The organism is Streptomyces sp. NRRL F-5126 (genome assembly GCF_000721265.1).
In the GTDB taxonomy this organism is placed as follows: Bacteria; Actinomycetota; Actinomycetes; order Streptomycetales; family Streptomycetaceae; genus Streptomyces.
Genome location: NZ_JOFZ01000003.1, coordinates 147,194 through 171,491 on the forward strand (window position 1 = coordinate 147,194; position 24,298 = coordinate 171,491).

Genomic DNA, 24,298 nt, shown 5'->3' on the forward strand with positions numbered 1-24,298 from the left:
TCTAGGTCAACAAGGGGTGGCCGCCCGCCGGTAGCTGGTTCGCAGCGTCGCCGGCAACGGACGCGACGGGCCCGATGATCTGCCCGGCCCGGTGGTCGGCCAACGGCCGCCGCCTGGGCGCAGGTTCGTACGCGCCGGACCGTTTTCTTGTGTCTTGTGACGAACGGAGTGGAGCAGACCGAGCGCCGCCCACCCGCAACCATTCGCTTTACCTGGACTGTGTCGACCGTCCTGGAAGGGTTCTGCGACGTGCGCCACGTCGTGCCGAGGGAAGGCCCGAGGACCAGGGCCAGGGCGTCTTCCGGCCCTGCAACGCGGCAGGCCCGGCTCCGCGGTCCTCGCCGTCGCGACATGTCTGCCGCGACGGCTCTCCCGTGTCACATCGAGGCGAACGTGCCCGACGCGGTGACGCGCTCTCACTCCTCCTCGGGGCCCAGATCCGGTGTGTCGCGCAGGGCCACCGCGGGCCGGACGGTGGCGTGGAGTTCCAGCACCACGATCTCGTTGGAACCCGCACGTATGATCGGCGCCGGAACGTAGAGGGAGCGCTGCGGGCCCCGGGACCAATAACGGCCGAGAGGGAAGCCGTTGACCCAGGCGTTGCCCTTGGTCCATCCCGCGAGATCCAGGTAGGAGTCGGCAGGGGTCTCGACGTCGAACAGGCCACGGTAGAAGGCCGGGCCGACCGGCGGGGCAGCCGTGGGTGAGAAGTCCAGGGCCTCCGGGGATGTCAGCCGGAGCGGGCGGCTGGTCCAGTTGCCGGGCGCCCGGCCATTGAGGTGGACCTCGCCCAAGAGGCCCTTGCGATCGTGGATCCCGCGACCGTAGTTGATCCTTCCCTGGTTCTCCACCAGCACCTCCAACCGGGCGCCGGGGCGCGGCACGGTGAAGGTGAGCGCCCTGTGGTGGCTTTCCCGTTCGAGGACGCCGACCGGCTGCCCGTCGATGAAGACCTGGGCACGGTCATGCACGTCGTCGACGCGCAGGTGGGCGGGCCCGGCCTCGGGCGCCTGTGTCCCGTAGAGCACGAAGCCGAAGTCCTGGCCGAGTTCCTCCATGGTCCTGGGGCGGGCAGCGGTGACCGCCTCGCCGAGCAGGGGAGCGCTGCCGAGCAGGGGCGCGCTGCGGTCCAGGGCAATGCCGAGGATGCTGAGCTTTTTCGACGGCAGCGGCACCGGCTCGTCGGGCACGGGGGCGTGGCGGGCGATGACCTCTCGGAAGGCGTCGAACTTGGCCGTGGGGTCGCCTGCCTCGTCCAGGGGCGCGTCGTAATCGTAGGAGGTGACGACGGGGCGGTAGGTGTGCTTGTCGTTGGCGCCGTTGGTGAAGCCGAAGTTGGTCCCACCGTGGAACATGTAGAGGTTGACGCTGGCACCCGCGCCCAGAACGGCATCGAGTTGCGCCGCGGCGTCCGCGGCGTCGCGCAGGACGTGCAGCCCGCCCCAGCGGTCGAACCAGCCGTTCCAGAATTCGGCCACCATCAGCGGCCCCTCGGGCTGCTGTTCGCGCAGGGCCGCGACGCCGGCGGCGGCTCGGCTGCCGAAGTTGACGGCCGCGAGCGCTCCGGGCAGGCTGCCGCGGGCCAGGTCGGCCGGCTGGTCGCAGGTGAACAAGGGGACGTCGACGCCGCCTGCGGTGAGCAGGCTCGCTATACGGCGCATGTGGCTGGTGTCGTCGCCGAAGGCTCCGTATTCGTTTTCCACCTGGACGGCGATCACCGGGCCGCCGTTGGTGGCCAGGAACGGCCTCACGGCGGGCAGAAGGGCGTCGAAGTACGCCTCGACGGCGGCCATGTAGCGCGGGTCGTTGCTGCGCAACTCGATGCCCGGCTCCGCCAGCAGCCAGGAGGGAAGCCCGCCGCCTTCCCATTCGGCGCAGATGTACGGCCCCGGGCGCAGCAGCACGTGCAGTCCCTCCTGGGCGGCGAGGCCGAGGAAGCGGGGCAGGTCGACCGGGCCGTCGAGTTGGAGCCGGCCTCGCTCGGGCTGGTGCAGGTTCCACGGTATGTAGGTGTCGATGGTGTTCAGGCCCATGAGCCGGGCCTTGTGCAGCCGGTCGGCCCACTGCGCGGGGTGGACGCGGAAGTAGTGCAGACCGCCGGAGATGATGCGGAAGGGGTCTCCGTCGAGCCGGAAACCGTCGGGTTCGATCCGCAGCTGGGGCATGGGGTCCTGCTCCTTCCGGGAGCGTCGTCGAAACAGGGATGGTTGCGCAATCATTCTCATGGCCGTTGCACAGGGCCAGGGTGGCGTCACCTTCGCGGCCGGGGCCGGCCGTTGCCCGGCCCGGGTCGTCACTCGGTGTCGGGGGGCGGTGCGGTGCTGGCGCGGGCGACGAGCCGGGTGGGCACGAGCGTCGTTCCGGTCCCCGCCTCGTCACTGCGTATCTGTGCGAGGAGTTCTTCGACGCAGCGACGTCCGACTTCGGAGAAGTCCTGGTGGATGGTCGTCAACGGCGGCAGGAAGGACGCGGCCTCCGGGAGGTCGTCGAACCCCACCACGCTGACCTCCCCAGGAACCGTGCGTCCTTGTTCATGCAGTGCGCGCAGGACGCCGAGGGCCATCTGGTCGTTGGCGACGAAGACAGCGGTGCAGCCCGGTTCCTGGGCGAGCCGCAGGCCGGCACGGTATCCGGAGTCCGCGGTCCAGTCGCCGCGGAGAGGTTCGGGGACCTCCCGCCGCCTGGACCTCAGCGCGGTGCGCCAGGCGTCGACCCGGCGCTCGGCGGAGTAGGAGTCGGCCGGTCCGGCGACGTGCCAGACAGTGTCGTGCCCGAGTTCCAGCAGATGCCGGACGGCGGCACGCGCGCCGCCGATCTGGTCGGTGTCGACGACGCGGTAGCGGTCGCCGGCGTTCGAGTCCGCGACGACGACGTGTGTGCGCGGCGGCAGCGTGACCGTGGAGGCGTCCAGCAGGTGGGCCTCCATGAGGATGATGACGCCGTCCACGGCAAGCTCCCCCATACGGGTGAAGGCGCCCCGGACGCTGTCCTGGGTCGGCACCGCGACTGGCAGGAGGGTGATGGCGTATCCCTCTTGGGCGGCCGACGTGGCGATGGCCTCCAGCGTGCGCGTGTTACCGGTGGTGGAGATGTTGAACAGGATGACGCCGAGAGTGTGGAACCGGCCGCTCTTCAGAGCCCGGGCAGCGGAGTTCGGCCGGTAGCCGAGTTCCTTCATCGCGGCCAGTACCTGCGCCCGGGTGGTCTCCACCACGCCAGGAGAACCGTTCGAGACCCGAGAGACGGTCTGCGCGGAGACTCCGGCGAGTTTGGCCACATCCGTCATCGAGACGCTGCGGCGTCGCCCGGCGGGGGCTCTTCCGCCGCCTTTGGGCGACCCGGCCGCCTGATCGGCTGTTTCGCTGTCGGTCACTTGCTTTCCTGCACCTTCACCCGCTGGCCCGGGGCCTGACGATGGCCGATGTCACAGTGTAGGGACGCTGCCGCGGATGGACCGTCGGTACGGCCCGCGCCGGTACGTGCCCGCCTGGTGCGGTGGGCCGCATCGGCCGGAAGCGGCATCCGTCACTTCACCTGGAATCCCTGTTCCTTGCCGTAGGCGATCGACTTGTCCTGCCACGTCTTCAGTGCCGAGGCCAGCGGTGTCCCCGAGGTGTACGCCTTGCCGACGGAGTCGTTGAACACGGAGTTGGCGTAGACCTGGTAAGGCAGGTAGGACCAGCCGGGCAGCACGTTCTTGGCGGACTGGGCGAAGATCTTGTTGGCCTGCTGGCCGCCGAAGTACGCAAACGCCTCGTTCTGGAACGAGGGAGAGTTCAGGTCCGCGGTGGTCGCGGGGAAGGCACCTCCCTTGATCCTGGCCCGGACGCCTGCGCCTTGGTCGGCGTACTGGACGAAGGCATAGGCGAGGTCCTTCTTGGTGCCGGCCTTCATCACCGCGAGCGAGCTGCCGCCGTTCTCCGCGCTGGCCCGGGAGCCGGAGTGCCACTGCGGCAGCGGTGCCACCCGCCAGTCGCCGGAGGCGTCCTTGACGCCGGAGGCGAAGTTGGCCGGCATCCAGGCTCCGGTGGCCAGTGTGGCGATGGTGCCGTCTCCCAGCCCCTTGTACCACTGGTCGCTCCAGCCGCTGATCGGGGAGACCAGGTGCTCGGAGATGAGCTGCTGCCAGACCTTGGTGTATGCGGCGGTGCCGGGGTCGGTGGCGAAGTCGACGGAGACGTCCGTGCCGTTGACCTTGTACGGCTTGCCGCCGGCCTGCCAGATCAGGCTGGTGGTCATGCCGGCATCACCGGTGTCGCTGGTGATGTACGCCTTCGGGTCGGCCTTGTGCAGCTTGCGTGCGTCGTCCAGGTACTGCTCCCAGGTGGTGGGCACCGGCAGCTTGTACTTGTCGAAGACCTTCTTGTTGTAGAACAGCGCCATCGGGCCGGAATCCATCGGCAGGGCGTAGACACCGCCGTTGATGTTCACCGAGTTCCACGGGCCGGTCGAGTACGTCTTCTTCAGGCTCTTCGCGCCGTAGCCGCTCAGGTCGGTGAGGGACTTCGACAGCGCGAACTGGCCGAGCGCGTAGTACTCGATCTGCGCGACGTCGGGGACGCCCTTACCGGCCTGGACGGCGTTCTGGAGTGCGGTGTACTGGTCGTTGCCAGTACCGGCGTTGACCAGGTTGACGTGCACCTTGGGGTACTTCTTCCGGAAGTCGGCGACCACCTGCTTGAGGGTGGGCTCCCATGCCCACACGGTGATCGAACCGCCCTTGGCCAAGGCCGACCGGACCTCCGAGGCGGACGTCTTGTCACCGCCGGATCCGGATCCGGAGCCTCCGGAGGAGCCGCAGGCGGCCAGGCCGAAGGAGGCCGCGCAGAGCACAGCCACGGCCCGGACACACCGGGAGAGTGTCGGGTTTCTCATGAGTCTCACTCCGTTGTGCGTGATGAGGGGTCACTCCTTGACGCTTCCGGCCGCCAGGCCCGACTGCCAGTAGCGCTGCAGCAGCAGGAAGGCCGCGACGAGCGGGATGATCGTCAGCAGGGAGCCGGTGATCACCAGGTTGAAGACGGGCCGGCCGCCGGCGGTCGCGGCCTGCTGGTTCCAGGAGTTCAGCCCGATGGTGAGCGGGTACCAGTGCGGGTTCTTGATCATGATCAGTGGCAGGAAGTAGTTGTTCCACGTGGCGACCACGGTGAACAGCAGCACGGTGACGATGCCGGGGGCCAGCAGCGGCAAGGCGATCCGGAAGAAGGTGCGCAGTTCCCCGGAGCCGTCCACACGGGCGGCCTCCAGCAGTTCGTCGGGGATCGCCTCGGCGGCGAACACCCACATCAGGTAGAGGCCGAACGGGGAGATCAGCGAGGGGACGATGACCGCCCAAGGGGTGTCGGTCAGGCCGAGCTTGCTGAACATGAGGAACGTGGGCACTGCCAGCGCCGCGCCGGGCACCGCGACGGCGCCGATCACGACGGCGAACACCGCACGCCTGCCCGGGAATGCGAACTTCGCCAGCCCGTAGCCGCCCAGGACCGCCAGGCACGTCGCTCCGCCGGCGCCGGCCACCACGTACAGCAGTGTGTTGAGCAGCCAGCGCAGGAAGATGTGGTGGTCGTGGACGATGGTCCGGTGGACGTTGTCCCACAGTGCGAAGTGGCCGCTGAACCACAGGCCGAAGGAGTCGAGCAGCTTCGGCTGTGTCTTGGTGGCGTTGATGAACAACCACGCCAGTGGGATCAGCGTGTACACCACCATCAGCGCGGTGAGCACAGTCAGGAGGATGCTGCGGCGCGGCCGGTCGGCGGAGTAGCCGCTCCGGCGCGGTGTGCGGCGCAGGGGGCGCACCGCGGACCGGGGCCGCTGGGGGCGTTCCGTCGTGGTGGTGTCGGTGGCCACGGCTCACTTCTCCTTGCGCATACCGCGCAGCTGGACGGCGTAGGCGACGATCATGGTGACGATGCCCATGAGGATGGCGACCGTGGCGGCGTAGTTGTGCTGCCGGCCACCGAAGGACAGGGAATAGGTGTAGAGGTTCGGGGTGAAGTAAGTGGTGATCGCGTTCGGTGCGAGGCTCTTCAGGATGCTGGGTTCGTTGAACAGCTGGAAGCTGCCGATGATGGAGAACACGGTGGCGATCACCAGGGCGCCGCGGATCGCCGGGATCTTGATCGAGCGGATGATCCGCCACTGCCCGGCGCCGTCGATCTCCGCCGCCTCGTACAGCGCGGAGGGGATCACGCGCAGCGCGGCGTAGAAGATGAGCATGTTGTAGCCGACGAACTCCCAGGTGACGACGTTGCCGATGCTCACCAGCACCCAGTGCGGGCTCAGCGGGTCCGGGATCGAGGTGTGCAGGTGCTCGTTGATGCTCGCCACCAGGCCGAACCGCTTGCCGTACATGAAGCCCCACATGAGCGTGGCGACCACGGCCGGCACCGCGTAGGGCAGAAAGATCGAGATACGGAAGAAGTTGCGCCCGTACAGCCTCCCGCTGTCCAGCGCCAGTGCCGCGAGCAGAGCGATCCCGAGCATGACCGGCACCTGGACCACCAGGAACAGTCCGACGCGGCCAAGGCCCGACCAGAACTCATGGTCGTGCAGCGCCTGCAAATAGTTGTCAAGACCGACGAAGTGGTTGCCGCCGATCAACTGGTCCCGGTACAGACTCAGGTAGATCGAGTAGCCGATCGGCGCGAGGAAGACCAGCGCGAAGACGACGGCGAACGGGGCGACGAACCCCCAGCCGATCCAGCGCCTGCTCCGCCCGGGTCCCCTCGGGCGGGAACGGGCGGAAACGGCTCCCCTCCCTCCTGCGGCGGGTGCGCCAGTGGCCATGTTGCATCCTCTGAAGTCGTCAGGCGGACGATCATTTCCGTCGCCGCCCGCCGATGGTTGCGCAACCATCGCCTCTCTGACAAGACTTCGGACACACCAAGATGTCGTCAATCCGTGTGCGGAGGGCGCCGGCGCGTAAGGCGGCTCACCCGGCCCCGCCGAGGTCGATCGCGCTCGCCGGGCACACGCCGGCGGATTCCCGCACGGCGGCATGCCGGTCCGCCGGGGGCTCGGCGTCCAGCAGAACGACGATGCCGTCTTCGTCACGCTGGTCGAAGACCTCGGGCGCGATCAGCACACACTGACCGGCACCGCAGCACTTTTCCTGATCGACAGTGACCTTCATGCTCGGTTGCTCCGCCCTCGCGTCCCTGATGTGGTGGTCGGTGCGCTCAGCAGGCCGACGATCGCGTCGGTGAGCTCATCGGCGGTCGCGTCCCACGAGCCGTGCAGCGGGGCGGAGCCCTCCGCCAGGGCGCGCTCCCGCTCCGCGCAGGTGTGGATGAGTACGTTCCTGGCCATGGCGCCGCGCGCCACGCGGACGTGCCGCGGCAGGTGTTCGAGGCAAGCGCCGAGACCGCCGAGGATGCGGGCGAGGTAGGGACGGGCCACCGCTTCCTCGGAGATCATCAGGCGCATCGTGGGGTCGGTCATCACCTGGGCCGAGAAACGCGCGTTCCACGACGGCACCCCGAGGGAGGCGAGGTGCTCGGTGGCCGGGCGGACCAGGCACCCCGCCCAGTCCCGGATGCCGGTGCTCCCCTCGACCAGGGACAGGTGCCGTCGCCGCAGGAGTTCGGCCTGCTCACCGTGGCGTTCCATGATCACCCGTACCAGCTCGGTCCTGCTGCCGAAGTGGTAGCTGACGGCCGTGACGTTCCGCTGGCCCGCAGCCTCGGCGATCCCCCGGCTGGAGACGTTGGACAGGCCGTGCTCCGCGAACAGCCGCTCCGCCGTCTCCATGATCGCCGCCCGGGTCCCTGCCGTGCGGTCGGTGAGGGAAGGCCTCGTGGCGTTCACCATGTCACCGGCAGTTCGCGCAGCGGTGCGGTGAGCAGGCCCTCGTGGGCCCGCAACTCCTCGGTGCCGACAGCGAGATCAAGGGCGGGCAGGCGCTTCAGCAGGACGCTCAGCGCCGCCTGCATCTCGGTGCGCGCCAGCGGCTGCCCCAGGCAGGAATGCGGGCCCGCACCGAATGCGAGGTGCGGGTTGGGCGTGCGTCCGAGATCCATCTCGTGCGCGTACTCCCAAGCGCGCTCATCACGGTTGGCAGCGGTCATCGCGCACACGACGGTGGTACCTGCGGCCACCGTGCCGCCCGGAAGCTCCACGTCCTCGTCGGCGTAGCGCAGCATGCCGAAGTTCGCGCCGTTCGGGTCGAAGCGCAGGCTCTCCTCGACCGCCAGGCGGACCAGTGCCGGTTCGGCGAGCAGCCGCTCCCAGCGCCTGCGGTCGGACAGCAGGTGCGCCACCATCAGCCCGATGAAACCGGCGGTGGTCTCGTGCCCCGCAAGCAGCAGCGCCTGACCCGTGGCCACGAGAGCGTCCTGAGGCATCGGCTCGCCCTCGCCGTGCGCACCGGTCATCAGGAGGCTGAGCAGGTCGTCGCCCGGGGCCGCGCGTTCGGTCTCGATGAGCCCGGACATGTACGCCGCGAACTCCCGGTGCGCCTCGGCCATTTCGTCCTTGGTGTACCGAGTGGTGTTCAGGAAGGCGTCGGACCAGGCCTTGAAACGGTCCCGATCGCTCTCCGGCACGCCGAGCATGCGGCAGATGACGTACACCGGCAGCGGGAACGCCAGCCCCGTGACCAGGTCGGCGGGACGCCCGCTCCCCACCATGCGGTCGATGAGCTGCTCGGCCATGGCCTCCATGTCCGGTCTCAGGGCGGACATCCGCCTCGCGGTGAACCACCTGCCGACCATCCGCCGCCAGCGCTCGTGTCCCTGGTCGTTGAGCGTCCGCGCCATCGGGCTGTTGAAGACGCCCTCCGAGTCCCCCGCCGACACCCGCGCCGCGTCCGGCCGGGTCAGCCCTTCACGGCTGAAACGCGGGTCGGAAAGCGCCTTCCGCACGTCCTCGTAACGGCTGACCAGCACTGCCGCATCGCCGCTCGGCAGACTGACCCGCGCCACGGGACATTTCTGACGCAGTTCAGACCACTCGGTGGCCGGCTCCAAGGGCGACGGGGCCCTGAACGGGTACGGCTTCGCATCATCGCTCACGAGGCTCACTCGATGCCTCCACTGGTCGCTCCGGACCAAGGGATCGTTCTCGTCCAGCAGTGAATACCCGGCTGCGAGTTAAGTCAATCGACTGAATTACGTCACCGGGCTGGGCGGCGAGCCCCGACGTGCTGACCACCACCTGTGAGCTGCTCGGCCGGGCTCGTCTACCGCGATCGCAGCAGCGGAAAGCTCCTGCGATCGCCCAACGACGAGAGATCGCGGCGGTGCGAGCGTGAGAGTGGGCCGGGATCGTCGGCCCGATCATGTGGCGCACCCTCGAAAGGCTCGTCGATGTCCTCTCTCGCCCGCTGGTGCCACCGGCACCGGTTCGCCGTCGTCCTGGTCTGGGTCGCCCTCCTGATCGGCCTCGGGGCCGGGGCCAGTGCGGCCGGCAGCGCGTTCGGCTCCGGCCCGGCCTCGCAGAACACCGACTCGGCCAGGGCCGCGGCCCTGCTCCAGCACGCCTCCCGCGGTGCGTCGGGCAAGAGCGGCCGGGTCGTCTGGCAGGTGGAAGGCGGCCCCAAGGTCACCGGACCCGCGGTCCAGCGGGTGACGAGCGACGCGCTGGGGCGCATCGCTCACGCCCCGGGTGTCGCCTCCGTGTCGAGTCCCTACACGAGCAGCGGCAAGGCGCAGGTCAGCAAGGATGGCAGGACGGCGTACGCGACGGTCGCGTTCGGCCGTGGCGCGACGGACGCGCAGATCGAGCACGTCAAGGAACTGGCGACGGCGCCGGCGTCGGCCAGGCTGCACGTGGCGCTGAACGGGCAGGCGTTCACGGTGAATCCGAAGCCGAACGCCGTCGCCGACGCCATGGGCATCGTCCTGGCCTTCGTCGTGCTGCTGCTCGCCTTCCGGGCGGTGTGGGTGGCGGTGCTGCCCATCATCACGGCTGTCGTGGGCGTCGGCACCTCCGCGATCGCGGTGATGCTGCTGAGCCACCTCATCACGCTCTCCGACACCACGCTGACCCTCGGTTCGCTGATCGGTCTCGGCGTGGGCATCGACTACGCCCTGTTCATCGTCAACCGGCACCGCGCCAACCTGACGGCGGGTATGGGCGTGGCCGAGTCGATCGCCACGTCGCTCAACACCTCCGGCCGTGCCGTGGTCTTCGCCGGACTGACGGTGGTCATCGCCCTGCTCGGCATGCTCACACTGAACATCGGCATCATCAACGGCATGGCCATCGGTGCGGCCGTCACCGTCGTCCTGACCGTGCTGGCCGCCCTCACCCTGCTGCCCGCACTGCTCGGAATGATCGGGCCACGGGTCCTCGGCCGCCGCCGGCGCCGTGCGCTCGCCGGGCACGCGGACAGTCCTGCCGCCAAGACTGGCCTGTGGGCCAGGTGGGCAGGGCGGGTACAGGCCCGGCCCAGGGCCGTCAGCATGATCGCGCTCGTCGTGCTGGCGGCGCTCGCCTTCCCGACGCTGTCGCTGCGCCTCGGCGCCTCCGACGACGGGAACCTCCCCACCACGTCGACGAACCGCCAGGCGTACGACATGATCGCGGAAGGTTTCGGGCCCGGGTTCAACGGCCCGCTCGTCCTCGCCGCCCAGGCCCCCAGCGCCGCCGGCAAGACGGCCGAGGCGCGACTCGTCACGGCGCTGCGTCAGGTCGACGGCGTCGCCAGTGCCGGCGCGGCGCCCATGGAGAAGGGCCAGTCGGTCGGTGTGATCACCGTTGTCCCGGCGACCTCCCCGCAGTCCGCGGCCACCTCCGACCTGATCGGCCACCTGCGTGACGACGTGATCCCGAAGGCGGAACAGGGCACGTCGCTGAAGGTGTACGTCGGCGGCACCACGGCGAGCAATGACGACTTCGCGTCAGTGCTGATGAGCAAGCTGCCATTGTTCGTGGTGCTGATCGCGGCACTCGGTTTCCTCCTGCTGACCGTCGCATTCCGCAGCCTGCTCATCCCGGCCGTGGGCGCCGTACTGAACATCCTCAGCATCGGGGTGGCCTTCGGCGCGATCGTCGTCGTCTTCCAGTACGGTTTCGGTGCTTCCCTCCTCGGGCTCGGCGCCGCTGGTCCGATCGAGTCATTCGTGCCGACGCTGGTCGTCGGGATCATGTTCGGTCTGTCCATGGACTACCAGGTCTTCCTCGTCAGCCGGATGCGTGAGGAATGGGCCCGCACCCGGGACAGCCACCGGGCCGTGCGGGTCGGCCAGGCCGAGACCGGCAAGGTCATCGCGGTGGCCGCCGCCATCATGTTCTGCGTGTTCGGTTCTTTCGTCTTCGGCGGAATGCGGGTGATCTCCGAATTCGGCCTCAGCCTCGCCGTGGCCATCGCCCTCGACGCCCTGCTGATCCGCATGGCCCTCGTCCCCGCGCTCATGCACCTGTGCGGACGGGCGAACTGGTGGCTGCCGCGGCGGCTGGACAGGGTGCTGCCGCTGGTGTCCGTGGAAGGAACGCCGGACGAGCCGGCACACCTGCCGCACCCGGTGCGGGAGCCGCAGCCCACAGGACTGCCCGACTGAGAGCGGCGCGCACACGGGCAGCGACAGGCCGGGGAGGGTCCGGTACGCCACAGGCGCGCCCTCCGTACATTGGGGAGATGCAGGTGACAGTGGTGAGGGGGTGCCTGGCCCGTCATGACCGGATCAGGGACGCGCTCCCCGCCGTGGTGCTGATCCTCGTCGCCCTGGCCGCGACGGCCGCAGGGGACTCCGGCTGGCACGCGCCCCGGGCAGCGGGTGCGGCCTGGACGACGCTGTCCTGCGTCCCCCTCGTGTTCCGGAGCCGCTGGCCGCTGCCCGTCGTCCTGCTCACGCTCGCGATCGACCTGACCGGCATGGCCGTCGCCCCGGACCACGCCTTGGCTCCGGCAGCGAGCCTCGTCGCGCTGTACACGCTCGCCACCCACAGCAGCCGGCGGACCAGCTGGATCGTCGGAGTCACCTCCTCCGTCGCGATCACCGGGGTCTACGCAGCTACTCACCACGAGCCACTCCTCGTAGGGACCGGTCTGCTGCGCTTCGACTTCGCGATCGCGGCCACCGCCCTGGGCGACGCCGTCCGCAGCCGCCGCCGGCACCTCGCACAGGTCGAGGCACGCGCGGAACACGCCGAGCGCACCCGGGAGGAGGAAGCCCGGCGCCGCGTCACCGAGGAACGCGTGCGCATCGCCCGGGACCTCCACGACGTCGTCACCCACCACATCGCACTGGTCAACGCCCAGGCAGGAGTCGCCCACCACCTTATGCGCACCGACCCCGAACGGGCCTACGAGGCCCTGGCCCACATCAAGGACAACAGCCGAGCCGCCCTCGACGAACTGCGAGCCACGGTCGGCCTGCTGCGCCAGCCCGACGACGCCCCCGACTCCCGGACCCCCGCCCCGGGACTGGCCGACCTCGACGCGCTGATCAGCAGTATGCGCACCGGGGGGCTACCCGTGACCCTGATGTGCACGGGCGCCCTTCGCCCCCTGGCGGCCGCCATCGAACTGACGGCCTATCGGATCATCCAGGAGTCCCTCACCAACACCCACAAGCACGCCGGTGCGGCGCACGCCGTCGTGGCGCTGGACTACGGTGCCACGGCGCTGCGTGTCACCATCACGGACGATGGCGGACCCCACACGGTGAAGGGGCCCGGCACAGGACACGGCCTGATCGGCATGCGGGAGCGCGCCACCGCCATCGGCGGGACAGTCACCGCTGGGCCTTGTGCCGAGGGCGGCTTCCGCGTCTTCGCCGAACTGCCGCTCTCCCTCGCGCCCGCCTCCGCCTCCACATCCGGCTGAATGGGCTCCAGATGCCCTCCAGGACCCAAGGGAGCAATGCCCATGACGATTCACGTGCTGCTCGCCGACGACCAGGCCCTGCTGCGCGGCACCTTCCGCCTGCTCATCGACGCGCAACCGGACATGGAGGTCGTCGCTGAGGCGTCCAACGGCCACGAAGCCGTACGGCTGGCCAGGTCCGAGCAGGCCGACGTCGTGGTGATGGACATCCGGATGCCCGACGTCGACGGCATCGAGGCCACCCGGCTCATCGGGCAGGACGAGAACCTGGCCGGAGTGAAGGTACTCGTCCTGACCACCTTCGAGGTCGACGAGTTCATCCTCGAAGCGCTCCGGGCAGGCGCGAGCGGCTTCCTCGGCAAAGGCGTCGAACCCGCTCAACTCCTCGACGCCATCCGGCTCGTCGCGGCGGACGAGGCGCTGCTCTCCCCCGCCGCGACCAAAAAACTGATCGCCCGGTTCCTCGCTCAGCCGTCCCCCGGCGGGCTCACCGACCCCGGCCGAGTCGCCACCCTGACCCCGCGGGAACGCGAGGTGATGATCCTCGTGGCCACCGGCCTGTCCAACGCCGAGATCGCCGAACGGCTCTTCGTCACCCCTGTCACCGTCAAGACGCACGCCAACCGGGCCATGGCGAAACTCGGTGCACGAGACCGCGCCCAACTCGTCGTCATCGCATATGAGAGCGGCCTTGTCCGTGCCGGAGAAACACGGGCGTGAACACGGCCGACCGCATCACCTACCGGACCGGCCAAGCCCCGTCCCCGGGCAATCCCCGTCCGCCGGGCCGCGTCCTCGTCGGCGACACCGGCACAGCACGCGAAGGAGTACGCATGAAGCACGACCCGGACACGTGTCTGCTCGTTCCGAGCGACCTGGATCGGGATGTCGACCCGGTCCAGCCGATGGCTTCGATGCTGTTCACCAGCGCGGATTCGACGGAGCCCTTCGCAAAGGCCGCCCGATGGCTCGCGGGCTACGACAGCGTGGAGATCACCGTGATCGACACCTCGTGGACGGTCTTCCAAGGCGAGGAGGAGCCCTACGGGCTGAGGGTGGACTTTTCCTGCGGGAACGGCGAGAAGGACTGACGCGGCGCCTGTGCCGTCACTCGATCCAGCGCGCGGCCGCCTTGTAGGTGGTGGCCGGCGTGGTGTTGAACGCGATGGCAGCGCCGGGCGCGAGCCGCCGAATCAGGTTGACGACCTGCTCGAGGAGTTCGGCTTGGTCGTCCGAGTGCCGCAGGCCGCCGCCGACGGTGACGCACTCCCAGGTGTGGGCCCGCAGCGCCTGACCGACGGCCGATGCCACGTCGTCGCTGCCGTCGAGGCCGATCAGGCAGGTCCGCACGCCCACACCGTGTTCGGCGAACTCGGCCAGTCCCTCCTCGATCGCCTCTGCCGCCGGCGCGGGATCCCACGGTCCTGGCACCCGGTAGGGATCGAGCCCGATGACGAGGACGCGGGGTGCGCCGGCGGTGTCCATGTGCGGACGATACGCGCCGGACGAACCCCGTACAGGTCAGGCGGCGTGGCCCTTGATGTAGTCGACCATGCCCAGGACGTCCTCAGGGACGAGCCGGCCGATCGCGCCGCTCGAGTAGACCGAGACCACGACCCGGCCCTGCGGGTCGAGGACGAACCCGGTGGACTGCAGGTACAGCGGGTCCTCGTTGACGAAGGCGCCCGTGGACCGGGATACGGCCCTGGCGTCGGCGCTGTGGCCCACCGGGAAGGTGAGGTGGTGTTCGGCGACCAGTTCCTTGGCGGTGGCCTCGTCGTCCACGGAGAGCGAGATGGTCTTGATGCCGCGCCCGGTCAGCCTGGCCTGGTGGCGCTGGAACGCGCGCAGCTGCGCCACGCAGTAGGGGCACCACGAGCCGCGGTTGAACAGCACCACACCGAAGTGGCCGGCGAGTTCCTCTCGTACGTCGGCCTCCCCGCCGTCCACGGTCGCGATGGTGAGGTCCGGGAAGCGTGCCCCGGCGTTCAGGAGTGTCATGGCGTTCTCTCTCGTCCTGCGCCGCACTGCGGCACTCCGCCATGGAGTGCCGTCTGCATGTGCGTCACGCCCGCGCCGGGTCTTACCGGGCGGCCGGATTCCCGCGAGGAGCGCGAGGCGTCACGGGGTGGCCGTGGAGACGGCGTAGACGCGCGTTTTGGCGGGGTCCGAGAGGTCCACGACGATGTTCACGCTGGGCCGGGGGTCCTTCTGGTTGTACGTGAGCCCCGCCCAGTGGTGGCCCGGCACGGAGAAGTTCCACTTGGCGATGGACTGGTCGCGCTTGGAGATCGTCACCGCTCCCGGCTCGAGCTCGGACCTGTTGGTGCCCATGTTCTGCAGGAAGGTGTCGAGGCGGCCCGAGGTGACGTCGAACTGCGCGTAGAGACGGCTGTTCTTCCAGTTGTTGGTCTCGTAGTAGCGCACGTGGGTGGCGCCCGCCGGGATCGGCACGTCGTAGATGCGTCTCTTGAACCACGGAGGCCGGATCGGCTGCAGTCCGGTGGCGAGCGCCTCCCGCTCGCTCTTGCGGCCGCTGTTGCGGCTCTGCTCCGCGGCGATCGCCAGGTAGCCGGCCGGAATGCCGACGAGCAGCACGATCACGATGAGGGTGAGCAGCCGCCGGCGGTTGCGGTGGTGGCGGTCCTCCGGCGGCTTCCCTGCGGCTTCCGCGGACGGCTGGGTCGTCGGGGAGGCGGACGGCGGGGTCATGACTGCGGTTCCTGCTCCGGGTCGGTACGGGTGTTCCTGATGGCCTGCGCGTAGCGCTCGTAGCGTTCGTGGCGCTCCGCGCGGCGGCGGTTGGCGCGCCGGAAGCGGCGGGCGACGAGGCGGGCCAGGTCGGCCGCGCCGACCATGCCGGCCTCGGGTCCGAGCTGCGCCTTCACGATACGGGCCTCGGGACGGTAGCCGCGCCCGGTGAGCTGCCGGCGGAACGCGTCGCGCGCGGGCGCGATCAGCAGGTCGTCGGCGGCGCTGACGCCGCCCCCCACGACGAAGCACGAGGGGTCGAGCGCGGCCGCGAGGTTGGCGATGCCGACGCCGAGCCACTGCCCGATGTCCTGGAACAGCTCGACACACATCGGGTCGCCCTCACGGGCGAGCTCGGTGATCAGCGGTCCTGTGATCTCGCGGACGTTGCCCTTGACCCGCTCGATGATGTCGTGGGCGACCGGCGAGTCCGCGGCGGCAAGCTCCCTCGCCTCCCTGACCAGCGCGTTTCCCGAGCTGTACTGCTCCCAGCAGCCGCGGTTGCCGCAGGGGCAGCGGTGTCCACCGGGCACGACCTGCATGTGGCCGAACTCGCCGGCGACGCCGTACTTGCCGCGCTTGACGCGACCGTCCTCCAGGATGGCACCGCCGATGCCGGTGCCCAGCGTGATCATGACGAGGTGGTCCTCGCCGCGGCCCGCGCCGAAGCGCCACTCGGCCCAGGCTGCCGTGTTGGCGTCGTTGTCGACCATGACCGGTACCGCGAGCCGCGAGGCGAGCGCGTCCCTGAGGGGCTCGTCGCGCCAGGCGAGGTGCGGCGCGAACAGCACGCGGGAGCGTTCCGCGTCGACCCAGCCCGCCGCGCCGATGCCGACGGCGTGCACGTCGTGCCGGTCGGAGAGGTCGAGGACCAGCTCGACGATGGTGTCCTCGACAACCTTGGGGCTCTTGGACTTGTCGGGCGTCTCGGTGCGCAGGTGCTCGAGGATCGTGCCGTCCGCGTCGACGACGCCGGCCATCACCTTCGTGCCGCCGATGTCGATGCCGACGGTCGGGACCCGGGGCGCGCTCAGGTGGGAGCGGCGCTCGCGGGTGCCGACCGTGCGCAGCACGGTGGCGCGGGAGGAGCGGTGGGCGAGGTCGCGGTAGGTGCTCACAGGCCCGCACCCCTCGGGTCCGCGGACCGGGGCCGTGCGACGGCCCCGTCCTGGCGTGCGCCGTGGTGGCGGTGCCGGCGGCCGGGCCGTGGCCTGGGTGCTCGCACGAGTCGTGTCGTCCCTGCGGGGTCGGGGCCCTGCCCGGTGGCGGGCAGCGCGGCGGACGGCGCCCGCCACCGGCGATTGTGCCATCCGGCGCGTAGGGGCCGCGTGCGCGGCTTGCGAAGCGGTCGTCTCCTCTCAGCCCGCGTCCGTCGGGTGGCCGCCCAGGTGGCCGGGGACGGGGGCGCGCTCCAGCTCGTGGCTGAGTTCCTCCAGCTCGGATCCGCCGGCCATCTGGCGGGTGAGCTCGTCGAGCGCGATCTCGTCCTTGAGGTGGCTGCCCGCCATGACGCCCCGCTTGAGCAGGACGAAGCGGTTGCCGACGAGGTAGGCGTGGTGCGGGTTGTGCGTGATGAGGACCACGCCGAGCCCCGCGTCGCGCGCCGCCGCCACGTACTTGAGCACGACGCCCGACTGCTTCACGCCGAGCGCCGCCGTCGGCTCGTCCAGGACGAGGACCTTCGCGCCGAAGTAGACGGCGCGCGCGATGGCCACGCACTGCCGCTCGCCGCCCGACAGCGTGCCGATCGGCTGGTCGACGTCGCGCAGGTCGATGCCCATCCGCAGCAGCTCGCCGCGGGTCGTCTCGCGCATGAGCGCGGTGTCGAGGCGGCGGAAGGGCCCCCTGCCGCGCGTCGGCTCGGAGCCGAGGAAGAAGTTGCGCCAGACGGGCATGAGCGGGACGACCGCGAGGTCCTGGTAGACGGTGGCGATGCCGCGGTCGAGTGCCTCGCGCGGGGAGGCGAGCGCGGTGGACCCGCCCTCGATGCGCAGGTCTCCCCCGTCGTGCTTGTGCAGCCCGGAGATGATCTTGATGAGGGTGGACTTGCCCGCGCCGTTGTCGCCCAGCACGCAGGTGATCTCGCCCGCGTGCACCTCCAGCGAGACGCCTTCGAGCGCGCGGATGTTGCCGTAGTACTTGCTGACGCCGTCGAGTTCGACGAGCGGCGTGCGGCCATCGCCGCCGGGGTGCTCGGGCGTGACCTCTTCCGGTGGTTCGATCATGATCGCGACGCCTCCGCGCGCTTGCGTACCCACGCGTTGAGCAGGGTGGCCAGTAGGAGCATCGCCCCGACGAAGAACTTGAACCAGTCGGGGTTCCACTCGGCGAAGACGATGCCCTTGTTGGTCATGCCGAAGATGAGGGCGCCGACGGCCGAGCCGATGGCGGAGCCGTATCCGCCGGTGATGAGGCAGCCGCCGATGACGGCGGCGATGATGTAGATCAGCTCGTTGCCCACGCCCTCGCCCGACTGGACGGCGTCGAACGAGAACAGCAGGTTCTGCCCGGTCACCCAGGCGCCGAAGCCGACGCCCATGTAGAGCAGGATCTTGGTGCGCTTGACGGGCACGCCCACGGCGCGCGCCGCGTCGGCGCTGCCGCCGGCGGCGAAGATCCAGTTGCCGAAGCGGGTGCGCAGCAGGATCCAGGTGGCGACGGCGACCATCAGCAGCCACCACAGGATCGTCACCTTGAGGTCCATGCCGCCGACGGTCCAGGTGGAGGCGAAGACCTCGTGTGCGGAGTGGAAGCCCCACATGTCGCCGATGGTCTTGGTCGAGACGGTGCCGTCGATCAGCTTGGTGAAGCCCAGGTTGAGGCCGGTGAGCATGAGGAACGTGCCGAGCGTGATGATGAAGCTCGGCAGCTTCGTCACGGTCAGCATGAACCCGTTGAACGCGGCGATGCCGACCGTCGCCACCAGCGACACCCCGACGCCCACCCAGACGTTCGCGGTCATCTGGTAGCTGAACATCGAGGACAGCAGCGCGGAGCTCGTCACCATGACGCCGGCGGAGAGGTCGAACTCGCCGCCGATCATCAGCAGCGAGACGGGCACGGCCATGATGCCGATGGTCGACGCCGCGTACAGCACGGTCGCGAGGCTGGACGCGCGCAGGAACGAGTCAGCGATGAGCGCGAAGAAGAGGAAGACGGCCACGGCGCCGACGACGGACCCGAGCTCGGGCCGCCCCAGCAGCTTGCGCAGCGGTGAGGACCGCAGCAGGCGCTCGTCGCCGCCCGGGCCGCCGGCCGGGGGTCGCACGGAGGGGGCGGTGGCCGTCATCGCGTGCCCCGCTTGGCGTAGGCCTCCAGGGCGGGCGCGTCCTTCTTCGTGACGATCTGCGGCCCGGTCAGGACGGGCTTGCCGCCGCCGAGGACGTCGCGGTTGTACTTGTACAGCCACAGCAGGTCGACGGCCTCGTAGCCCTGGAGGTAGGGCTGCTGGTCGACGGCGAAGCCGAGCGCGCCGGACTTGAGCTTCGCGGCGACCTGCTGGTTGAGGTCGAAGGTGTCGATCTCGGCCTTGCTGCCCGCGGTCCGCTTCGCCTGCAGGGCGGCGTCGGCGAAGGGGGCGCCGAGGGTGACGACGGCGTCGATGGAGGGGTCGGCCTGGAGCTTGGCCTCGATGGAGGACTGCACGTCGGGGGTGCTCGTGCCGTCGACGTACAGGTTCTGCAACTGCCCGCCGAACGTCTTCTTCGCCCCGGCGCAGCGCTGTTCGAGGCCCACGTTGCCCTGCTCGTGGATGACGCAGAGCGCCTTCTTGCGGTGCTCCTTGTCGAGCTGGTCGCCGACGGCCTCGCCCGCGGTGGTCTCGTCCTGGCCGATGTGGGTGAGCGCGCCGAACGCCTTGGACTGCTGCGCGCCCGAGTTGATCGTGATCACCGGGATGCCGGCCTTGACGGCCTTCTGCACGACGTCCTTCATGGCGTCGGGCTTGGCCAGTGTGACGATGAGGCCGTCGACCTTCTTGTCGATGTACGACTGCACGAGCTGCGCCTGGTTCTGCGCCTGGTCGCTGTGCGCGTACAGGAACTTCACGTTGTCCTTGACGGCCGCCTGCTTGGCGCCGCTCTGGACGATGTCCCAGAACGTGTCGCCGTCGGCGGAGTGGGTGACCATGCCGATGGTCCACTTCGGCGTGTTCACCGCCGAGTGCCCGCCCGCCTCGGCCGCCGCGGCGCGCTCCTCGGCGCGGCGGCCGCCGGTGGCGCTGCAGCCGGCGAGCGCGGTGGCCGCGAGGGTGGCCGCGAGCACCGCGCCGGTGGTCGTTCGGACGGTACGCCTCCCCCACCGGCGTCGTACCCCTGTGCGAATTCTTGTCACGACAATATGCCCTTCCGCTGGTCGCTGGATGTCTAGCCGGGGTACGCGGCCCCGTCAATACTCTGCCTGTACATCGCGCGTTTCCGTGCGCCGGGGGCGGCGACGGTGCGAAGGGTCAGGATCGTACGAGGAGTTGGAACTCGAAGGAGTACCGGGAGGCCCGGTAGACGTGGGAGCCGAACTCGACAGCCCTGCCGGTGTCGTCGAACGTGACGCGCTCCATGGTCAGCAGCGGCGCGCCCGCGGACTCGGTGAGCCGCTCCGCCTCCTCGGCCGACGCGGCGCGCGCGCCGACGGACTGGCGGGCGCTGTGCAGGGTGATGCCGCCGGTCCGCAGCAGGCGGTAGAGCCCGGTGGCCTCCAGGCGCTCGCTCCCGCAGTCGAGGAGCCCGGCCGGCAGGTGGTTGCGCAGGCAGGCCATGGGCTCGTCGTGGGCGTACCTGAGACGTTCGAGGAGACGGACCTCGGTGCCCTCGGCGACGCCGAGCGCGGCGGCGACGGCGGCCGACGCGGGCTCGATCGCGTCGCGCACCACGCGGGTCGCGGGCCGCTGCCCGGCCGCCTCCAGGTCGTCGTAGAGGCTGGACAGCTCCAGCGGGCGCTTGACCTGGCTGTGCACGACCTGCGTGCCGACTCCCCTGCGGCGAACGAGGAGCCCCTTGTCCACGAGGCACTGGATGGCCTGGCGGACAGTGGGCCGGGAGAGGCCGAGGCGCCCGGCGAGCTCTATCTCGTTGCCGAGGAGGCTGCCGGGGGCCAGCCCGCCGCGCTCGATGGCCGCCTCCAGCTGCTGGGACAGCTGGTAGTAGAGGGGCACCGGGCTGGTACGGTCCACTGCGAGCTGGAGTGGCGCGCCTGGCTGATCGGTCACGCCGCCGAGGGTAGACCCCGGTTCACGTGCCGAGAAAGGGTGAAGTCCGATTGTCAGGACAAATGCTTGACACGGCGAGGCGGCGAACGACACCTTAAGGCCATGCGCATCGGACTCATCGGCACAGGCCGCATCGGGAGTTTCCACGCGGCCGTGCTCAGCCGCCATCGCGAGGTCGGCTCCCTGGTGGTGGCGGACACGGACGCGGCACGGGCCGCGGAGGTCGCCGACCGTACGGGGGCGACGGCCGCGCCCTCGGTGGACGAGGTGTTCGCCTGGGGCGTGGACGCACTGGTGATCGCCTCCGCGACGTCGTCGCACGCCGAGCTGATCTCACGGGCGGCACGCGCGGGGCTGCCCGCCTTCTGCGAGAAGCCGATCGCGCTCGACCTGGCGGGCACGCTGGCGGCGGTGCGCGAGGTCGAGAGCGCCGGCACCGTGCTCCAGCTGGGGTTCATGCGCCGGTTCGACGCGGGGTACGCGGCGGCCCGCGAGCTGGTCGCCTCCGGCGCCCTCGGCAGGCTGCACACCGTGCGCGCGATCACCTCGGACCCGGCGCCGCCCCCGGCGGCGTACCTCCCGCTGTCGGGCGGCCTGTACCGCGACTGCCTGGTCCACGACTTCGACATCATGCGGTGGGTGACCGGGCGGGAGGTCGTGGAGGTCTACGCGACCGGCTCGGACGCGGGGCCCGCGATGTTCCGCGAGGCGGGTGACGTGGACACAGCCGCGGCCGTCCTGACGCTCGACGACGGCACCCTGGCGACGGCTACGGCGACCCGGTGCAACGGCGCCGGGTACGACGTCCGCATGGAACTGGCGGGCACGGCCGACCAGTACGCGGTCGGCCTCGACGACCGCACGCCGATCACGTCGACCGAGCCCAAGGGCCCGCCGCGCTGCGAGAACCCGTGGCCCGGGTTCCTGGAGCGGTTCGCGCCGGCGTACGAGGCGGAGATCGACGCGTTCCTCGGCGTGGTGCGCGGCGAGCGCGCGAACCCGTGCGACGCGCGGGAGGCGCTGCACGCGCTGCGCATCGCGGAGGCGTGCGAGCGCTCTCGCGCGGAGCACCGCGCGGTGGCGCTGGCGGAGATCGCGGCGGCGTAGCGGCAGGCGCCCTGAAGGCGGCGTGTCGGCGCCCCCGGCGCCCTACCAGCGCACGGGCAGGCGCCGGGTGCCGCGGATCAGCATGCCGGGCACCCAGTCGTACGCCTGGGCCGCCCCGTCGGGCGCCAGGCCGGGCGCCCGCTCCAGCAGCGTGCCGATGGCGACCTTCGCCTCGAGACGGGCGAGCGGCGCGCCCAGGCAGAAGTGGATGCCGTGGCCGAAGGCCAGGTGGCCGCCGCCCCCGGCGGGCCTGCGGATGTCGAAGGTGTCGGGATCCGCGAAGCGCTCGGGGTCGCGGTCGGCGGACGCCATGCCGATGAGCACCGGCTCGCCGGCGGGGATCTCGGTGCCGCCGAACGCGACGGCCTCGCCGGTGTGGCGGTAGGTGGCGTTCTCGACCGGGCCGTCGTAGCGCAGCATCTCCTCGACGGCGCCGTCGATCAGGTCGGGTTCCGCACGCAGCGCGGCGAGCTGGCCGGGGTGGTCGAGCAGGGCGCGGACGCCGTTGGTGATCAGGTTCACGGTGGTCTCGTGGCCGGCGACGAGCAGGAGGAAGGCCATCGCCCGCACTTCCTCGGCGGAGAGCCGGTCGTCGCCCTCCGCCTCGGTGCGCAGCAGGCCGGACAGCAGGTCGTCGCCCGGCTCCGCGCCCCGCCGCCTGGCGATGAGCGCGTCCAGGTAATCCCGCATGGCCTCGATGGAGGCCCCGGCACGCTCCGGGTCGGTGGGTGCGACCACATCGTTCGACCAGGCGCGGAACGAGTCGCGGTCGCTGTCGGGCACCCCGAGCAGCTCGCAGATCACGGTGATCGGCAGCGGGAACGACAGCGCGTCGACGAGGTCGGCGCTGCCGGCGGGCAGCATCGTGTCCAGCAGTCCGTCCGTGATCTCCTGCACCCGCGGCCGCAGCGCCGCGACGCGCCGGGGCGTGAACTCACGCGAGACGAGCCGCCGCAGCCTGGTGTGGTGGGGCGGGTCGGCGATCAGCAGGTGGCGGCCCATGATCATGTCCATCTCGATCTCGATCGGCGGGCGCTTCAGCAGTCGGGCGTCGCCGAAGGCCGCGCGGCACTCGTCGTACCCGACGATCAGCCAGAAGCGCCAGCCGTCGGCCCCGCGCACCTCGTGCACGGGGCCCAGCTCCCGCATCCTGGCGTAGTGGGGATACGGGTTCGCCGTGAAGTCGGCTCCCAGGTCGGCGAGTTCATAGATGGCCATCAACTCACCCTACGTCCACGTCGCCGTGGGGCGCGCGGCCCCGTTCGCACGTGGCGCGTGACCGCCCCGCTCAGCCGCCCAGCTCGTTGTGGCGGGCGGCCAGTGCGGCGGCTCCGGCCCGGGTGAGCGAGCCGAACAGCCGCAGCCGGGAGATGCCGCCGTCGGGGAAGATGTCGAGGCGCACGCCGTCGCCGGTCGCGGCGGCGGGCAGCACGAAGCGGTGGTCGGCGTCAGGCTGGAGCCGGGTGCGGGGCAGGACCTCGGTCCACTCGCCGTCCTCGCCGTCCCGCACGGACAGTGCGACCCAGCCGGCGGCGTTGCCCTTGTAGCAGGCCGTGTCGATCGCGACGGCCCGGATCTCGGCCTGCGCCACCAGGCGGTAGCGGATCCAGTCGTGCCCGTCGTCGCGCCTGCGGCGGGTCTCCCAGCCCTCGTCCATCTTGGCGGAGCGCCCGGGCGCGATGGTGTTGGAGCCGGGAGAGAAGAAGCGGTCGGAGGTGTCCTCGACCCGGCCGCCGTTCTCGAGCGCCGCCACGTCGAACGTGGAGAGCGCGGACAGCCACGCCGGGTCGGGCACGACCTCCCCGTACACCCGCAGGCGCGCGATGCCGCCGTCGGGGAACTGGCGCAGCCTGAGGTGGGTGAGGCGCCGTGCGACGTCGACGGTGAAGCCGTTGGCCGCGTGGCCGCCGACCGGGGTGCGCTCCACGAGCGGCGTCCAGGTGACGTCGCCGGCCGTGAGCTCCTCGACGGAGGGCTGCCCGGGCAGGGACGCGCCCTCGACCGAGACGGCCTGCGGGTAGTTGCCCCTGAAGTGGGCGGTGTCGACGACGACGCCGCGCACCACGCCGGGCACGCCGAGCCGGACGAGGGCCCAGTCGTGCTCGCCGGGGCCGGGGTGCGGGGCCGCGGTCGTGGCGCCGCGCCTGCGGCGGGTCTCCCAGCCGTCCATGATCTTGCCCTTGTGGCCGAACGCGGCGGGGTCGAAGACCGGGCGCTCGGGCCTCAGCAGGTTCTCCCGCTGGGCGAAGAACTCGTCGTTGGCCGCGACGACCGCGGCGCCCAGCCTGCGGTCGGCGAGGTCGGTGAGGTGGGTGAACGGGTGGTCGGCCGCGCGGTAGTCGGCGTACGGGTCTCCGCCGGCATAGGGGCGTACGTCTCCGGTGAAGGCGGGCGAGGACGCGCCTCCTTCCGGGCCCCGCGCCTGCTGCGCGTCCGGGACGTGACTTGTCTGCGGCGCCTGCGTCAAC

Annotated in this window: 23 protein-coding genes; 5 read left to right on the top strand and 18 right to left on the bottom strand. The window is 70.6% G+C overall.

Features of this window, described 5'->3' with window-relative positions; translation table 11 throughout:
• Positions 1-416 precede the first annotated feature (416 nt).
• From IH48_RS0107155 to IH48_RS0107190, 8 genes are all read right to left on the bottom strand, one after another.
• Positions 417-2,165 carry a glycoside hydrolase family 35 protein gene (locus IH48_RS0107155; RefSeq protein WP_030900662.1) on the bottom strand — a complete coding sequence of 583 codons (1,749 nt, stop codon included), beginning with the start codon at positions 2,163-2,165 and terminating at the stop codon, positions 417-419.
• Between the two features lie 128 nt (positions 2,166-2,293).
• Positions 2,294-3,286: a LacI family DNA-binding transcriptional regulator gene (locus tag IH48_RS0107160; protein ID WP_030900664.1), complete on the bottom strand. Its 993-nt coding sequence runs from the start codon at positions 3,284-3,286 to the stop codon at positions 2,294-2,296.
• Positions 3,287-3,525: 239 nt separating this feature from the next.
• Positions 3,526-4,875 carry an ABC transporter substrate-binding protein gene (locus tag IH48_RS0107165; RefSeq protein ID WP_030900666.1) on the bottom strand — a complete coding sequence of 450 codons (1,350 nt, stop codon included), beginning with the start codon at positions 4,873-4,875 and terminating at the stop codon, positions 3,526-3,528.
• Positions 4,876-4,905: 30 nt separating this feature from the next.
• Positions 4,906-5,796, bottom strand: a complete 891-nt coding sequence (locus tag IH48_RS0107170; protein WP_051839386.1) for a carbohydrate ABC transporter permease — start codon at positions 5,794-5,796, stop codon at positions 4,906-4,908.
• Positions 5,797-5,850: 54 nt separating this feature from the next.
• Positions 5,851-6,786 carry a carbohydrate ABC transporter permease gene (locus tag IH48_RS0107175; protein WP_030900670.1) on the bottom strand — a complete coding sequence of 312 codons (936 nt, stop codon included), beginning with the start codon at positions 6,784-6,786 and terminating at the stop codon, positions 5,851-5,853.
• Positions 6,787-6,931: 145 nt separating this feature from the next.
• A complete protein-coding gene (locus tag IH48_RS0107180) occupies positions 6,932-7,132 on the bottom strand; it encodes a ferredoxin (protein ID WP_030900673.1) in 201 nt (66 codons plus the stop codon).
• On the bottom strand, positions 7,129-7,809 hold the full coding sequence (locus tag IH48_RS0107185; protein WP_030900675.1) for a TetR/AcrR family transcriptional regulator: 681 nt from the start codon (positions 7,807-7,809) through the stop codon (positions 7,129-7,131). Before IH48_RS0107185 ends, IH48_RS0107180 begins: the two co-directional genes overlap by 4 nt.
• Complete coding sequence (locus tag IH48_RS0107190; protein ID WP_030900678.1) at positions 7,803-9,020, bottom strand: cytochrome P450; 1,218 nt, start codon at positions 9,018-9,020, stop codon at positions 7,803-7,805. The genes IH48_RS0107185 and IH48_RS0107190 overlap by 7 nt, the downstream gene beginning before the upstream one ends.
• Positions 9,021-9,305: 285 nt before the next feature.
• Between IH48_RS0107190 and IH48_RS0107195 the strand changes: the two genes are divergently transcribed.
• The 4 genes from IH48_RS0107195 (at position 9,306) to IH48_RS35725 (ending at position 13,860) form a co-directional block, all read left to right on the top strand.
• Complete coding sequence (locus IH48_RS0107195; RefSeq protein WP_030900680.1) at positions 9,306-11,501, top strand: MMPL family transporter; 2,196 nt, start codon at positions 9,306-9,308, stop codon at positions 11,499-11,501.
• 77 nt (positions 11,502-11,578) lie between these two features.
• Positions 11,579-12,769, top strand: coding sequence for a sensor histidine kinase (locus tag IH48_RS0107200; RefSeq protein ID WP_030900682.1), 1,191 nt, complete (start codon positions 11,579-11,581; stop codon positions 12,767-12,769).
• A gap of 42 nt (positions 12,770-12,811) precedes the next feature.
• Positions 12,812-13,489, top strand: a complete 678-nt coding sequence (locus IH48_RS0107205) for a response regulator transcription factor (RefSeq protein ID WP_030900684.1) — start codon at positions 12,812-12,814, stop codon at positions 13,487-13,489.
• A gap of 113 nt (positions 13,490-13,602) precedes the next feature.
• Positions 13,603-13,860 carry a hypothetical protein gene (locus IH48_RS35725; protein ID WP_030900687.1) on the top strand — a complete coding sequence of 86 codons (258 nt, stop codon included), beginning with the start codon at positions 13,603-13,605 and terminating at the stop codon, positions 13,858-13,860.
• A gap of 16 nt (positions 13,861-13,876) precedes the next feature.
• Here the strand turns inward: IH48_RS35725 and IH48_RS0107215 are convergent, their stop codons facing one another.
• The 8 genes from IH48_RS0107215 to IH48_RS0107250 form a co-directional block, all read right to left on the bottom strand.
• Positions 13,877-14,254, bottom strand: coding sequence for a hypothetical protein (locus tag IH48_RS0107215; protein WP_030900690.1), 378 nt, complete (start codon positions 14,252-14,254; stop codon positions 13,877-13,879).
• A gap of 36 nt (positions 14,255-14,290) precedes the next feature.
• Complete coding sequence (locus tag IH48_RS0107220; protein WP_030900691.1) at positions 14,291-14,770, bottom strand: peroxiredoxin family protein; 480 nt, start codon at positions 14,768-14,770, stop codon at positions 14,291-14,293.
• A gap of 120 nt (positions 14,771-14,890) precedes the next feature.
• Positions 14,891-15,481, bottom strand: a complete 591-nt coding sequence (locus IH48_RS0107225) for a hypothetical protein (protein ID WP_030900694.1) — start codon at positions 15,479-15,481, stop codon at positions 14,891-14,893.
• Positions 15,478-16,638, bottom strand: a complete 1,161-nt coding sequence (locus IH48_RS0107230; protein WP_030900695.1) for an ROK family glucokinase — start codon at positions 16,636-16,638, stop codon at positions 15,478-15,480. The genes IH48_RS0107225 and IH48_RS0107230 overlap by 4 nt, the downstream gene beginning before the upstream one ends.
• Before the next feature lie 240 nt (positions 16,639-16,878).
• A complete protein-coding gene (locus IH48_RS0107235) occupies positions 16,879-17,745 on the bottom strand; it encodes an ATP-binding cassette domain-containing protein (RefSeq protein ID WP_037841218.1) in 867 nt (288 codons plus the stop codon).
• Positions 17,742-18,809, bottom strand: coding sequence for an ABC transporter permease (locus tag IH48_RS0107240; protein ID WP_030900699.1), 1,068 nt, complete (start codon positions 18,807-18,809; stop codon positions 17,742-17,744). Before IH48_RS0107240 ends, IH48_RS0107235 begins: the two co-directional genes overlap by 4 nt.
• Positions 18,806-19,852: a sugar ABC transporter substrate-binding protein gene (locus IH48_RS0107245; RefSeq protein WP_420705453.1), complete on the bottom strand. Its 1,047-nt coding sequence runs from the start codon at positions 19,850-19,852 to the stop codon at positions 18,806-18,808. Before IH48_RS0107245 ends, IH48_RS0107240 begins: the two co-directional genes overlap by 4 nt.
• A 115-nt stretch (positions 19,853-19,967) precedes the next feature.
• A complete protein-coding gene (locus IH48_RS0107250) occupies positions 19,968-20,723 on the bottom strand; it encodes a GntR family transcriptional regulator (protein WP_078849536.1) in 756 nt (251 codons plus the stop codon).
• A gap of 102 nt (positions 20,724-20,825) precedes the next feature.
• Here IH48_RS0107250 and IH48_RS0107255 point away from each other — a divergent pair, with 102 nt between their 5' ends.
• Positions 20,826-21,830, top strand: a complete 1,005-nt coding sequence (locus IH48_RS0107255; protein WP_030900706.1) for a Gfo/Idh/MocA family oxidoreductase — start codon at positions 20,826-20,828, stop codon at positions 21,828-21,830.
• A gap of 42 nt (positions 21,831-21,872) precedes the next feature.
• Here IH48_RS0107255 and IH48_RS0107260 read toward each other — a convergent pair whose 3' ends face one another.
• Together IH48_RS0107260 and alc are read right to left on the bottom strand one after the other, a co-directional pair.
• Positions 21,873-23,048 (bottom strand): cytochrome P450 family protein, encoded by a 1,176-nt coding sequence (locus tag IH48_RS0107260; protein ID WP_030900708.1) that lies wholly within the window; start codon positions 23,046-23,048, stop codon positions 21,873-21,875.
• Positions 23,049-23,118: 70 nt separating this feature from the next.
• Positions 23,119-24,297, bottom strand: coding sequence for an allantoicase (gene alc / locus IH48_RS0107265; protein ID WP_078849537.1), 1,179 nt, complete (start codon positions 24,295-24,297; stop codon positions 23,119-23,121).
• Between the last annotated feature and the right edge of the window lies 1 nt (position 24,298).

What these genes read in the sequence shown, in the direction of transcription:
- IH48_RS0107155 (WP_030900662.1), bottom strand. Translation starts at nt 2,165, where the DNA reads ATGCCCCAGCTGCGGATCGAACCCGACGGTTTCCGGCTCGACGGAGAC.
- IH48_RS0107160 (WP_030900664.1), bottom strand. Translation starts at nt 3,286, where the DNA reads ATGACGGATGTGGCCAAACTCGCCGGAGTCTCCGCGCAGACCGTCTCT.
- IH48_RS0107165 (WP_030900666.1), bottom strand. Translation starts at nt 4,875, where the DNA reads ATGAGAAACCCGACACTCTCCCGGTGTGTCCGGGCCGTGGCTGTGCTC.
- IH48_RS0107175 (WP_030900670.1), bottom strand. Translation starts at nt 6,786, where the DNA reads ATGGCCACTGGCGCACCCGCCGCAGGAGGGAGGGGAGCCGTTTCCGCC.
- IH48_RS0107180 (WP_030900673.1), bottom strand. Translation starts at nt 7,132, where the DNA reads ATGAAGGTCACTGTCGATCAGGAAAAGTGCTGCGGTGCCGGTCAGTGT.
- IH48_RS0107185 (WP_030900675.1), bottom strand. Translation starts at nt 7,809, where the DNA reads ATGGTGAACGCCACGAGGCCTTCCCTCACCGACCGCACGGCAGGGACC.
- IH48_RS0107195 (WP_030900680.1), top strand. Translation starts at nt 9,306, where the DNA reads ATGTCCTCTCTCGCCCGCTGGTGCCACCGGCACCGGTTCGCCGTCGTC.
- IH48_RS0107200 (WP_030900682.1), top strand. Translation starts at nt 11,579, where the DNA reads ATGCAGGTGACAGTGGTGAGGGGGTGCCTGGCCCGTCATGACCGGATC.
- IH48_RS0107205 (WP_030900684.1), top strand. Translation starts at nt 12,812, where the DNA reads ATGACGATTCACGTGCTGCTCGCCGACGACCAGGCCCTGCTGCGCGGC.
- IH48_RS35725 (WP_030900687.1), top strand. Translation starts at nt 13,603, where the DNA reads ATGAAGCACGACCCGGACACGTGTCTGCTCGTTCCGAGCGACCTGGAT.
- IH48_RS0107215 (WP_030900690.1), bottom strand. Translation starts at nt 14,254, where the DNA reads ATGGACACCGCCGGCGCACCCCGCGTCCTCGTCATCGGGCTCGATCCC.
- IH48_RS0107220 (WP_030900691.1), bottom strand. Translation starts at nt 14,770, where the DNA reads ATGACACTCCTGAACGCCGGGGCACGCTTCCCGGACCTCACCATCGCG.
- IH48_RS0107225 (WP_030900694.1), bottom strand. Translation starts at nt 15,481, where the DNA reads ATGACCCCGCCGTCCGCCTCCCCGACGACCCAGCCGTCCGCGGAAGCC.
- IH48_RS0107235 (WP_037841218.1), bottom strand. Translation starts at nt 17,745, where the DNA reads ATGATCGAACCACCGGAAGAGGTCACGCCCGAGCACCCCGGCGGCGAT.
- IH48_RS0107240 (WP_030900699.1), bottom strand. Translation starts at nt 18,809, where the DNA reads ATGACGGCCACCGCCCCCTCCGTGCGACCCCCGGCCGGCGGCCCGGGC.
- IH48_RS0107255 (WP_030900706.1), top strand. Translation starts at nt 20,826, where the DNA reads ATGCGCATCGGACTCATCGGCACAGGCCGCATCGGGAGTTTCCACGCG.
- IH48_RS0107260 (WP_030900708.1), bottom strand. Translation starts at nt 23,048, where the DNA reads ATGGCCATCTATGAACTCGCCGACCTGGGAGCCGACTTCACGGCGAAC.